This is a genomic window from Pseudomonas sp. LBUM1666, from assembly GCF_059695775.1.
Genome location: NZ_CP166789.1, coordinates 1,917,148 through 1,930,365, shown reverse-complemented (window position 1 = coordinate 1,930,365; position 13,218 = coordinate 1,917,148). Strand labels below are relative to the sequence as shown.

Annotated in this window: 4 protein-coding genes and 1 pseudogene; 2 read left to right on the top strand and 3 right to left on the bottom strand. The window is 61.6% G+C overall.

Annotation, left to right across the window (positions count from 1 at the left end):
- Positions 1 to 26: 26 nt before the first annotated feature.
- The 3 genes and pseudogenes from ACA056_RS08745 to ACA056_RS08735 all read right to left on the bottom strand — a co-directional run.
- Positions 27 to 7,622, bottom strand: a pseudogene (locus ACA056_RS08745) (amino acid adenylation domain-containing protein); the annotation flags it as partial.
- 303 nt (positions 7,623 to 7,925) lie between these two features.
- Entirely contained in the window at positions 7,926 to 8,660 is a 735-nt protein-coding gene (locus ACA056_RS08740) for a thioesterase II family protein (protein WP_497271949.1), read from the bottom strand.
- Positions 8,661 to 8,829: 169 nt separating this feature from the next.
- On the bottom strand, positions 8,830 to 10,002 hold the full coding sequence (locus tag ACA056_RS08735; protein WP_497271947.1) for an MFS transporter: 1,173 nt from the start codon (positions 10,000 to 10,002) through the stop codon (positions 8,830 to 8,832).
- Positions 10,003 to 10,266: 264 nt separating this feature from the next.
- Between ACA056_RS08735 and ACA056_RS08730 the strand changes: the two genes are divergently transcribed.
- Both ACA056_RS08730 and ACA056_RS08725 read left to right on the top strand, forming a co-directional pair.
- Positions 10,267 to 11,067 (top strand): glucose 1-dehydrogenase, encoded by an 801-nt coding sequence (locus ACA056_RS08730; RefSeq protein ID WP_497271945.1) that lies wholly within the window; start codon positions 10,267 to 10,269, stop codon positions 11,065 to 11,067.
- Positions 11,060 to 12,886: a glycoside hydrolase family 15 protein gene (locus tag ACA056_RS08725; RefSeq protein ID WP_497271943.1), complete on the top strand. Its 1,827-nt coding sequence runs from the start codon at positions 11,060 to 11,062 to the stop codon at positions 12,884 to 12,886. The genes ACA056_RS08730 and ACA056_RS08725 overlap by 8 nt, the downstream gene beginning before the upstream one ends.
- The last annotated feature ends 332 nt before the right edge of the window (positions 12,887 to 13,218 follow it).

Sequence of the window (13,218 nt, the reverse complement as noted above, 5' to 3'; positions counted from 1 at the left end):
AACAGACTGCTCACGGACAGTTCGAGTTGCAACTGCTGACGCACCCGAGAGATCACCTGAAGCACCAGCAACGAGTGCCCGCCCAGCTCGAAGAAGTTGTCATCACGTCCCACGCGTTCGACCTGCAACACGTCCTGCCAGATCAGCGCGAGTTGCGTTTCCAGCCCTTCGGCCGGGGCCACGAAGTCACGTTGTGCATCGCCAGCTTCAGCACGCGGCAGGGCTTTGCGGTCGAGTTTGCCGTTGTTGTTGAGCGGCAGTTTCGGCAGCAGGACCAGGTGATTCGGCACCATGTATTCCGGCAGCGACTGACGCAAGACGGCTTTGAGACCTGCCAGATATTCCGTCTCTGAAACCACCGCGCCGTTGGCCACGACATACGCCACCAGTTGCGTGCCGTCCTGAGCAATGACCGCTGCTTCGCGCACGTCCTCACGGGCTTGCAGGCAGGCTTCGATCTCGCCCATTTCAATGCGGAAACCGCGAATCTTCACTTGATGGTCGATGCGGCCGACGTATTCCAGATTCCCTTCAGCGTTGTAGCGCGCCAGATCGCCGCTGCGGTACAGCCGCGCGCCCGGTTCACGGGCGAACGGGTCCGGCAGGAAGCGTTCGGCGGTCAGCGCCGGGCGGTCGAAGTAGCTTTGAGCCAGGCTGGCCGGGGCACCGATGCACAATTCGCCAACGCCACCGTTTGGCAGCAGTTGACCGGCAGCGTCCAGCACGTACAGTGCTCGACCCGCGATGGCTCGACCGATCGGAATGCCAAACGCGTCGCTGGCATCTTCGAGATGGCATTCATGAACACTGGACACCACGGTCGCCTCGGTCGGGCCGTAGGTGTTGAGCAAACGCACATGGCTCAAACCGGCCTGATGCCACAAACGCAGACCTTCGACCGACATGGCTTCGCCGCCGACGTGAACCTGGCGCAACTCACCGAGATTGCGCACCACACCGCTCGCGCATTCGCGGGCCAGCAAGTACCAATAAGCGGCCGGCAAGTCTGCAACGGTTACGCCTTGCTGAACGATTTCGGCGGCGAGGCGGCCGGCGTCCCACAGGTCATCGCCACGCATGATCAACGCCGCGCCGACGCACAACGCCGGGAAACATTGCTCGACGAAGCCATCGAAACTGAAGGTCGCGAACTGCAACACGCGGTCCGACGCCGACAGCAGCGAATAGTCGGCGGCGCTCTGGCAGAACTCGCGCAGCGCGGCATGGGCGATGGCCACGCCTTTGGGCTGGCCGGTGGAACCGGAGGTGTAGATGATGTAGGCCAGATTTTCCGCGACCGCATGATTTGGCGGATTGCTGTCGGAGTAGCCGGCGTTGTCTTCGAGGCTCAGACGCAGCACGCCTGGCACGTCTTCCAGCAGACCGGACTCGCACAGCAGCACGTCGAGGCGGCTGTCGTCGATCATATAGGCCAGGCGTTCGGCCGGGTATTTCGGGTCCAACGGCACATAGGCTGCGCCGGTTTTGAGCACCGCCAGCAGGCTGACGATCAGTTGCGGGCCACGCTTCAACGCCAGACCGACACGCGAGCCTGGACCGGCGCCGTTGTCGATCAGGCGATGGGCCAGGCGGTTGGCCTGAGCGTTCAATTGGCCGTAGCTCAAGGTCTGACCATCGACCTGCAATGCCAATGCTTGCGGAGTGGCGGCAGCCTGAGCCGCGATTTGTTCGTGGACCAAAAGCGTTGTGGATAACTCAACCGTCACCGGCTGACTGATCGCGAGCACCGCATTTTTGCCATCGACATCGAGCAGTTCCAGCGTGCCCAATGCCGCGTCCGGCAGCGCCACCAATTGCGCCAGCAGGTGCTGCAAATTGGCCGACAACTCAGCGACCTGCGCCGCACTGAACCGCGCCGCGTCGTAACTGAAGTCCAGGCTCAGGCCCTCGCCCAATTCGATGCCCAAGGTCAGGGGATAGTGCGTGCGCTCGTGGTTGTGCAGGTTGCCGAACGACAATCCGGCCGGTGCGCCCTGTTTCAGCGCCTCTGCCACCGGGAAGTTTTCGAACACCAGCAGGCTGTCGAACAGCGCAGATCCCTGCTGCCCCGCCCAACCCTGAATGTCATAAAGCGGCACATGCTCGAACTCGCGCATGGCCAGGTTCAGCCCTTGCAGTTCGCCCAGCCATTGGCTGACGGTTTGATCCGGCTTCATCGCGCACACCAGCGGCAGCGTGTTGATGAAGAGGCCGAGCTGCTCTTCGATGTCTGGCAGCGGCGCCGAACGCCCGGCGACCGTGGCGCCGAAAACGACGCAATCCTGACCGGTGTAGCGTTGCAGCAACAGGCTCCACGCCGCTTGAAGCAAGGTGTTGAGGGTGACCTTCTGCTGACGGGCGAACTCGGCCAGACGCTGGGTCGCACGGTTGTCGAGTGCGACGCGATATTCCTCACTGCCCTCAGCGTCGATCGGCGGCCGCAACGCTTCGGCCAGCAATGTCGGTGCTTCGAGCGGTGCCAATGCCGCTTTCCAAAACTGCTCGCCCGCAGCGGCCGATTGCTGTTGCAACCAGCCCAGGTAATCACGGTATTGCCCGGTCGGTGCCGGCAGCGATTGCCCGGCGGCGTAGTGCTGGATCACTTCGGCCAGCAACTGTGCGTTGCTCCAGCCGTCCATCAAAATGTGGTGGCTGGTGTAGACCAGGTGCCAGTCATTGGCGCCCGTGCGGACGAGCTTCAAGCGGAACAGCGGTGAGCTGCCCAGTTCGAAACCCTGGGCGCGTTCGGCGTCGGCCAGCGCATCGGTGTCGGTCGCTTCAAGCACTTCAAACGGCAACGCGACCTGACGGACAATCGCCTGGTGTGCGGTGTCGAGGCCTTGCCAGTGGAAACTGCTGCGCAGGATGTCGTGACGCTCCAGCGCGGTTTGCCAGGCCTGAGCGAATCGCACTGGATCGAGGCCCTGGATGTCCAGACGCATCTGACTGATGTAGGCGCCGACTTCGGGTTCGTACAGGGTATGAAACAGCATGCCCTGCTGCATCGGCGACAGTGGATAAAGGTCTTCGAGGGCCGAAACAGCGACCGGCAGTGCATCGAGTTGAGCCTGACTGATGCGCGCCAACGGGAAGTCCGACGGTGTGGCTTGCGACGCTTCAACGGCACTGCAGTGATCTATCAACGCGTTGAGTTCCAGCGCGTAATCGTCGGCCAAACGCTGGATGGTCGCGGTGTCGAACATCTCACGGCTGAAACCCCAGCTCAGCGACAACTCGCCGCCATAGACCTGACCTTCGACCGTCAACCAGTTGCCCAATGGAGCCGATGGATCCTGCGCCACGCCGTTGCCCTCGGTGGACGGCACAAACATCGCCGCGTCGTCGAACTGACGGTCGAACTGCCCCAGGTAGTTGAAGGTGATGCGCGGTTGCGGCAACGCCGCCAGTTCAGCGCGAATCGCTGGTGTGCCGAGGTAGCGCAGAGCGCCGTAGCCGAGGCCTTTGTCCGGCAAGGCGCGCAGTTGTTCTTTAATGGTTTTGATCGAAGCCGAGAGATCGGCGCACGGCATCAGATTGACCGGGAACAGGCTGGTGAACCAACCGACGGTGCGGGTCAGGTCGATGTCATCGAACAGGTCTTCGCGGCCATGGCCTTCGAGCTGGATCAGCGTGCTGCCCTGCCCGCTCCAGCGGCAAACCGCACGCGCCAGCGCGGTCAGCAGCAGGTCGTTGACCTGCGTGCGATACGCCGCCGGGGCCTGTTGCAGCAGTTTGCGGGTTTGCTCGGCGTCGAGTTTGAGTTCGAGTTTCTGTTCGAAGCGGTTTTCCAGCGCGCCGGTTGGGCGGTCGCACGGCAGATCGCTCGGCGCGTTTTTCAGTTGGGTCTGCCAGTGTCCGAGGCTGTTTTCAAAGACTGGCAGATGATCCTGCAAGCGAGCGACCCAGCGCTGATAGGTGCTGGTTTTCGCCAGCGACACATTACCGCCGCTGTAGAACTGCTGAAGGTCTTCCAGCAGCACGCGCCAGGAAACACCGTCCACCGCCAGGTGATGAATGACCAGCAGCAACCGTTGAGTCCCGTCGGCCATCGCTACCAGCAGCGCGCGCAGCAACGGGCCGTTCTGCAGGTCAAGACTGCGCTGGGCTTCGTCGCATAGGGCGTTGAGTTCTTCGACCGACTGGGCCGAACGCTGCCACAACACCGATTCAGTGGTCGGTGCGGCATAGGTTTGCTGCCAACCTTCGGCGGTGTGTTCGTATCGCAGACGCAAGCTGTCGTGATGGGTCAGCAATTTCATCAAGGCCTGATCCAGCGCCTCAACGTTCAACGCCTCGCGCGGCACCAGCAACAGCGACTGGTTCCAGTGCTGACGCTCAGGGATCGCTTGTTCGAAGAACCACTGTTGCACCGGCGCCAACGCCACCGCGCCAACCGCTGGACCTTGATCGATCAACGGCTGCTCGCCGCTGCGGGCGGCCTGGGCCAGGCTGCGGATGGTCTGGTGCTGGAACAGATCCTTGGGGCTCAACACGATGCCGGCCTGACGCGCACGACTGACGACTTGCATGGAAACGATGGAGTCGCCGCCCAGTTCGAAGAAGTTGTCTTCAAGACCCACATTTTCGATGGACAACACGTCCTGCCAAATCGCCGCGAGGGATTTTTCCATCGCAGTGCGCGGCGCGACGTGTTCGCGTTGTTGCTGCGAGCCGTCCACCGCAGGCAGAGCCTTGCGGTCGAGCTTGCCGTTGGGGGTCAGTGGCAGTTGATCGAGGAACAGCAGAAACGACGGGACCATGTAGTCCGGCAGGTGTTGGCGCAGCGCGGCTTTCAAAGTTTCACGCTGGGTCGCTTGAGCTTCGATGTCGTCCAGTAACGATGGATCGGCTGGCACGATGTACGCGACCAGTTGTTGGCCGTTGACACCGTCCTGCGCCAGCACCGCCAATTCACGCACGGCGTCCTGCTGCAACAGCCGCGCTTCGATTTCGCCGAGTTCGATGCGGAAGCCACGGACCTTGACCTGATGGTCGATGCGACCGACAAATTGCAACGTAGCGTCGGCCTGATAACGGGTCAGATCGCCAGTGCGGTACAGGCGTTCGCCATTGCTGGCGAACGGGTTCGGCACGTATTTTTCGGCGGTCATGCCCGGACGTGCCAGGTAACCGCGGGTGATGCCCGCGCCAGCCAGGTACAGCTCGGCGGATACACCTTGCGGCACCGGTTGCAGGTCAGCATCGAGCAAATAGCTGCCGGTGTGTTTGAGTGGCCGACCGATGTTTGCACGGCCACCGGCCTTGCGGCGGGTCCAGGTTGAGTAAGTGGTGTCTTCCGACGGACCGTACAAATCGTAGACATGCTCGACCGTCGACTGCTGATACAGCGCGTCCACCAGGCTCTGCTTCAGCGGCTCGCCGGCGAGGTTGATGATGCGCACGCTCGACGGGATCTGCCCGTCGCGCTGCAACGCATTGATCGCCGACGGCACGGTGTTGATCAGGCGCACCTGATCCCGGGCCGGCAGCTGCGGTAATTCCAGGGCATTGCGGGCGATGATCACCGAGCCGCCGTTTGCCAGGGTGACAAACAGTTCCCACACCGACAGGTCGAAGCACACCGACGTCGAGGCCAGCACCCCTTGAATGTCTTCGCGGCTGTAGACCGATTTCGACCAGTCGATCAGCGCGAGCACGTTGCGGTGGGCGATGGCCACGCCTTTGGGCTTGCCGGTGGAGCCGGAGGTGTAGATCACGTAGGCAAGGTTGTCCGGCGTGACTCGGGTCACCGGCGCGCTACTTGGGTAAGCGGCCCACGCCCTATCGTCCATCAGCAACACTTGGGTGTCGGCGTTGACGGTCAATGTTGCGGCGACAGCTTGCTCGGTCAGCAGCACCAGAGCGCGGCTATCTTCGAGCATGTAGGCAACGCGTTCGGCCGGGTAATCCGGGTCCAGCGGCACATAAGCGCCACCGGCCTTGAGTACCGCGAGCAACGCGACCAACAGGTTGTCGGAACGTTGCATCGCCACGCCAACGCGGATTTCCGGACCAACACCCAGCTCGATCAGCTTGTTAGCCAGCCGATTGGCCTGATTGTCGAGCTCGGTGTAAGTCAGCTGCTTCGTGGCAAAGGTCACCGCCAATGCCGTCGGGTTCGCGGCGACTTGCTGGCTGATCAGCTCATGAATGCACAGGTCCTGGGCGAAGCTTTCGTCAGCACTGTTCCAGTCATGCACGATGCGCTGGTATTCGGCGCTCTCCAGCAATGGCAAATCACTGATGCGCTGCTGCGAATCGTTGACCATGCCCTGCAACAAATGCGTCCAGTGCTGGGCCATGCGCGCGATGGTCGCCCCGTCGAACAGATCGTTGGCATACGTCAGCGCGGCGTGCAGCTTTCCGCCCTTTTCATAGGTGTCGAGAGTCAGATCGAACTGGGTGGTGCGCCCTTCCCACTCGACCACGCCCAGCGCCAGACCGGACGCGGTACTGACCGTGGAAATGTCCGCGACCTTCGGCTGGTGGTTGTACATCACCTGAAACAGCGGCGTGTGGCTGAGGCTGCGCTCCAGTTTCAGCGCTTCGACCAAACGCTCGAACGGCATGTCCTGATGAGCCTGGGCACCAAGGGCAGTTTCCTTGATGGCGCGCAGCAAATCATCGACGCGGGTCTGGCCGTCGAACTGGGTGCGCAGCACCTGGGTGTTGACGAAGAAGCCGATCAGGCCTTCGATTTCTGCGCGGTTGCGGTTGGCGATCGGCACGCCTACGCGGATATCGGTCTGCCCGGTGTAGCGATGCAGCAGCGCGTTGAAGGCACCGAGCAACAGCATGAACAGGGTGATGTTGTGTTTCTGCGCCGTGGCCCGCAGTTGCTCGGCCAACTGACCGTCGACAGCGAACTCGTAACGGGTGCCGCGATAGCTCGGCATCGCCGGGCGCGGATGATCGGTGGGCAGTTCCAGCACCGGGTGCTCGTCGCCCAGTTGCGCCTGCCAGTAGTCGAGTTGACGCGCCTGCTCGCCGGCCTCCAGCCAGCGGCGTTGCCACAACGCATAGTCGCTGTACTGGATCGGCAATGGCACGAGTTGCGGTTGTGCGCCTGCCTCAAAAGCGTCGTAGCAGCGGATGAATTCGTCGATCAGCACGTTCATCGACCAGCCGTCGGAAACGATGTGGTGCAGGGTCAGCAGCAGGACGTGTTCCTGCTCGGCGAGTTTGAGCAAGGTGACGCGCAGCAATGGGCCGGTTGCCAGATCAAACGGCAGCACGGATTGCTGCTCGGCCGCTTGGGCAACGGACTTTTCGCGCTCCGTGGCCGGTAATGCGCTGAAATCCACCTGATCGATAACCAACGGCGTGCTGGCCGGCACTTGCAGCAAAGTGTCATCGGCCTGGCGCTGGAACACGGTGCGCAGGGTTTCGTGACGTTCAACGAGGCTGGCGAACGCTTGCTCCAGCGCGGGCAGGTTCAACTGCCCGGTCAGACGCACCGCGCCCGGCAGGTTGTACGCGCCGCTTTGCGGGTCCAGTTGCCAGAGAAACCACATGCGCTGCTGGGCGTACGACAACGACTGGCGATCTTCGGCTTCGACACCGGCAGGAATCGGGAACCGGGCGAAATCAACGCCTTCCTTTTGCAAAGCCGCGAGGAACATCTGGCGCTTTTCCAGGGGCAACCCGATAAACCGGCGAGCAAGTTTCAAGGAGTCTTCAGCATTCATTTCTTAGCATCCGGATCAGTGGCGGGAAGCACAAAGGCACGTCGTCCCTATAAAACGAATGCAGACCGGAAAAATTAGCGAATGAGAACAAGTATCAGAAAGGAGGTAGAACGCGGAGTGTCAGGGTGTCAAAAATCATTGTGGGAGCGAGCTTGCTCGCGATAGCGGTCTGTCAGCCACATCCATATTGAATGTGCCGCCGCTATCGCGAGCAAGCTCGCTCCCACAGGTATTGCGTCAGGCGCTGACTGCCATGGCATGCCGCCGATGATGAACTTCCAGCTGATCCTTGATCACCCGCAATACCTTGGCTTCGTGCTCATGGATAAAGAAGTGTCCGCCAGCGAGCATGTCCACCGAGAAACTGCCGTGAGTTTCCTTGCTCCAGCCGATCAACTGCTCAGTAGTGGCGCGGTCAGCCTTGCCGCCGAGCACATGGATCGGGCACTTGAGCAACGGGCGCTGTTGCGGTTCGAAACGTCCGCACAACAGAAAGTCCGCGCGCAGCACCGGCAGCGTCAGGCTCATCAGCTCTTCGTTGGCCAGCACCTCTTCACTGGTGCCGTTGAGGGTGCGCAATTGCTCGATCAATTCGGCATCGGTTTTGGGCTCGGCGAAACCCCGGTCATACTCGGCACGCAGGGTCGGTGCGGCGGTGCCCGAAGCGAACAGCGCCACCGGTTCCGGGCAGCCCAGCGAGCGAAACGCATGGGCCATCTCACAGGCCAGCAACGCCCCAAGACTATGGCCGAACAGCGCGTACGGCGTCTTGAGCGTGGCTTTTTGTTCCTGCGCAAGCTGCAGCGCCAGGCGTCGCATGTCGGTGTGCAAGGGTTCGCCAAACCGGGCGCCTCGGCCCGGCAACTCCACCGGCTGCAGCTTGAGCCACTCCGGCAGTTTGCGCCGCCAGCGGCTGTAGACCATGGCACTCGCGCCCGAATAGGGCAGGCAGAGCAATGTCAGCTGGGTCACCGGGCTTACCTCGAAAGTTGTCTGTATAGAAGAACGGATGAGGCGCGGCTTGAATTAGTCGGAGATCTAAATGTGGGAGCGGGCTTGCTCGCGAAAGCGGTGGTTCAGCCAACATCAATGTTGAATGATGAACCGCATTCGCGAGCAAGCCCGCTCCCACATTTGTTCTTTATTTCAAGTGACGATAGCTTTGGATCGCCGAACCGAGCACCACGGCGCCAGCCGCAATCGCCACCCAAAATCCGCTGCGCGCGCCGAACGCATCCACCAGCCAGCCGGAACTGGCCGCGCCGATCGCCACACCAATGCTCAACCCGGTCACCAGCCAGGTCAGGCCTTCAGTGAGTTTGGCCGGCGGCACGATGCGCTCTACCAACGCCATCGCCACAATCAGCGTCGGCGCAAAGAACAACCCGGCGACGAACACCGCCAGCGACAGCCCGAGAATGTTCGTCGCCAGCAGCAACGGCAACGTGGTCACCGCCGTCGCCACTCCACCGTAAAGAAACAGTCGCGGCAGTGGCAGTTTCGAGCGCAACGCCCCGAACGCCAGTCCCGCCAGGCACGAGCCGATGGCATACACCGACAACACAATGCTCGCCGCCGCCGGCTGGCCCTGCTGCTGGGCGAACGCCACGCTGACCACATCCACCACACCGACGATGGTGCCCATGGCGACCATCAACAGCATCAGCAACTGAATTTCGCCGGAGCGAATGATCGAGCCTTGATGATGCTCTTCATGGGGATGAATCGCCGGCTCGGTGTCACGTTGCAGCACAAACGCCGTCACCCCGATCGCCAGCATCAGCAACGCCGCCAACGGCCCGGCCTCGGGGAACACCACCACGCACAACCCCACCGACAGCGGTGGTCCGACGATAAAGCAGACCTCGTCCAGCACCGACTCCAGCGCATAAGCGGTTTGCAGCGCTGGCTGGCCGCGATACACCTCGGTCCAGCGCGCCCGCACCATCGCCGACATGCTCGGCATGCAACCGGCCAGCGCGGCGAACACAAACAACGTCCACTGCGGCGCCTGCAAGCGAGTGCAAAGCAACACCAGCAACAACGCCCCGCCACCGATCAACGCCGACACAGGCAAGATCCGACGCTGCCCGAAACGGTCCACCAGCCGCGAGACCAGCGGCGCACAAAATGCCGTGGCCAAGGCAAACGTCGCCGCCACCGCACCGGCCAATCCATAACCGCCCTGCAACTGCGAGAGCATGGTGATCAGGCCGATGCCAGTCATGGAAATCGGCATGCGCGCGATCATGCCGGCCAGCACAAAAGCGCTGCTGCCTGGGGCTTTGAACAGCTCGCGGTAAGGGTTTGCCATGGGTGCCGGTCTCAACAAGGGCCTGCAAGTTGCCATAAACGCTGACAGAGGGGAAAGCGGCTAATTGTTGGTTGAATGTGAAGGCCCCTTCGCGAGCAGGCTCGCTCCCACAGTGGATCTACTGTGAACACACTATTTGTGGGCACTAGAGATCAAATGTGGGAGCGAGCCTGCTCGCGATGGCGCCAGCGCAGTCACCAAATGAACTCTCCCCCACCCAAACCAGTCAGCTAAATAAGCCCTCAGCTCAAGGCGCTGACGTTTATGCAAATTTCCCTCGACCAACAAGTCGCCCTCATCACCGGTGCCAGCTCCGGCATCGGCGCAGGAGCCGCCAAGGCCCTGGCCGCCGCCGGGGCCGCGGTGGTGATCAACTACAATTCCCAGGCCGCCCCCGCCGAGGAGCTCGCCCGCAAGATCAATGCCGAAGGCGGTCGCGCCATCGCCATCGGTGCCGATGTCTCCAAAGAAGCAGACGTCGAACGGTTATTTGCACAAACCCTCGAAGCCTTCGGTTTCCTGGACATTCTGGTCGCCAACTCCGGCATGCAGAAAGACGCACCGGCCGTGGACATGAGCCTCGACGATTGGAACCAAGTGATCGGCGTCAACCTTACCGGCCAGTTCCTCTGCGCCCGCGCCGCCCTGCGTATTTTCAACCGGCAAGGTGTTCGTGAAGGTGTGTCCCGGGCGGCCGGCAAGATCATTCACATGAGTTCGGTGCACCAGCGCATTCCGTGGGCCGGCCACGTCAATTACGCCGCATCCAAGGGTGGCGTGGACATGTTGATGCAAACCCTGGCCCAGGAAGTCAGCCTCCAGCGCATCCGCATCAACGGCATCGCGCCGGGCGCCATTCGCACGGCGATCAATCGCGCCGCCACCCACGGCGATCACGAGCAGGAGCTGCTCAAACTCATTCCTTACGGCCGGGTCGGCGAGGTCGAGGACATCGCCAACGCGGTGGTCTTCCTCGCCTCCGATGCCTCCGACTACATCGTCGGCACCACCCTGTTCATCGACGGCGGCATGAGCCTTTATCCGGAGTTTCGCGGCAATGGCTGATCATCATCCCGAACGACAAAGCGCTATCGATGCCCATGGCATCATCGGCGACATGCGCAGCGCAGCACTGGTCAACGACAAGGGCAGCGTGGACTTTTTCTGCTGGCCGGAATTCGACAGCCCGTCGATCTTCTGCTCGCTGCTGGACACACCCGACGCCGGGATTTTCCAACTGTCCCCGGATTTACCCGACGCTCGCCGCGAGCAGATTTACCTGCCCGACACCAATGTGCTGCAAACCCGTTGGCTCAGTGACCGCGCGGTCGTCGAAGTCACCGATCTGCTGCCCATTGGCGACAGCGAAGATGCCACGCCGGTGCTGATGCGCCGGGTTCGTGTGGTCAGCGGCCAGGCAACGTTTCACATGCGCTGCGCCGTGCGCCATGACTACGCTCGCGCCAAGACCCGCGCACGCATGGATGAAGAAGACGTGACCTTCGAGGCCACCGATCAGCCGTCCCTGCGCCTGTCTTCGGATCAGGTTTTGCGTATAGACGGCCATGCGGCAGTCGCCGAATTCACCCTCAAACAGGACCAGAGCGCCGAATTCATGCTGGGCGGAATCGACGATCCGCGGTTCAAGGAAGGCGTCGCCGCGATATGCCTGGAGCGCACCTTGAAGTTCTGGCGTGACTGGATCGGCCAGTCCAACTATCGCGGTCGCTGGCGGGAAATGGTCAATCGCTCGGCCCTGGCGTTGAAGCTGCTGACCTCGCGCAAGCATGGCGCAATCCTCGCCGCCGCGACCTTCGGCCTGCCGGAAACGCCGGGCGGCGAGCGCAACTGGGATTATCGCTACACGTGGATCCGCGACGCCTCGTTCACCGTCTACGCGTTCATGCGCCTGGGCTTCGTTCAGGAAGCCAATGATTACATGCGCTGGCTACGCGGAAGAGTCAGCGATTGCCACGGCAAGTCCAAGAAACTCAACATCCTCTACGCCATCGACGGTTGCCAGGAACTGCCGGAAACCGACCTCTCGCACCTGACCGGTCATGGCGGTGCAACACCGGTACGGATCGGCAATCAGGCTTACGACCAGGTCCAGCTCGACATCTTCGGCGAGTTGATGGACGCGGTGTACCTGGTCAACAAATACGGCGACGCCATCTCCCATGAAGGCTGGAAACACGTTGTGGAAGTGGTCGATCAGGTCTGCGAAACCTGGGAGCAAAAGGACGTCGGCATCTGGGAAATGCGCGGTGAGCAGCATCACTTCCTGCACTCGCGACTGATGTGCTGGGTCGCACTGGACCGAGCCATTCGCCTCGCCTCAAAACGCTCACTGCCCGCCCCGTTCGCCCGCTGGGACCAGACCCGACAGGCGATCCACGCCGACATCTGGGAAAACTTCTGGAACGAAGAACGCGGGCATTTCGTCCAGCACATCGGCGGCACCGCGCTTGATGGCTCGATGCTGCTGATGCCGCTGGTGCGCTTCGTCAGCGCTAAAGACCCGCGCTGGCTCGCGACCCTCGACGCCATCGAAAAGAATCTGGTGCGCGATGGCATGGTTTACCGCTATCGCAATGACGACACCCGGATCGACGGCCTCGACGGCACCGAAGGCGCCTTCGCCGCGTGCTCATTCTGGTACGTCGAATGCCTGGCCCGCGCCGGACGGGTGGAAAAGGCGCATCTAGAGTTCGAACAATTGCTGAGGTACGCCAACCCGTTGGGGTTGTACGCCGAAGAGTTCGACAGCCATGCCCGGCATCTGGGCAATACGCCGCAAGCGCTGACGCATTTGGCACTGATCAGTGCGGCCAGTTTTCTGGATCGGAAACTGAGTGGGGAAAAGACTTTCTGGCAGCCTTGAGACCGTGTTGCCCCTTTCGCGAGCAGGCTCGCTCCCACATTTGATCTTTAGTGGCCACGAAATTTGTGTTCGACCGAGATTAAATGTGGGAGCGAGCCTGCTCGCGATGGGGCCATCAGCCACAACACAAGGCAGACTGAATACCGGCAAAAGAAACGGTAGCCGGTATAGGCCAATCTCCTACAACCGCTAAACAGACCTGTTCAATCGCACGAAGCACCTCATTTCTATAGCCTGAAAACGTTTGTTGCCAGCCGTTACATCCCCACCTACCATCGACCACCAACGGGTACAGCGGAGCTGTCCAACAAAACCCGAATTCAAGGAACCAG

Excerpts from the sequence above, each read along its gene's own strand:
- ACA056_RS08735 (WP_497271947.1), bottom strand. The coding sequence starts at position 10,002 with ATGGCAAACCCTTACCGCGAGCTGTTCAAAGCCCCAGGCAGCAGCGCT.
- ACA056_RS08730 (WP_497271945.1), top strand. The coding sequence starts at position 10,267 with ATGCAAATTTCCCTCGACCAACAAGTCGCCCTCATCACCGGTGCCAGC.
- ACA056_RS08725 (WP_497271943.1), top strand. The coding sequence starts at position 11,060 with ATGGCTGATCATCATCCCGAACGACAAAGCGCTATCGATGCCCATGGC.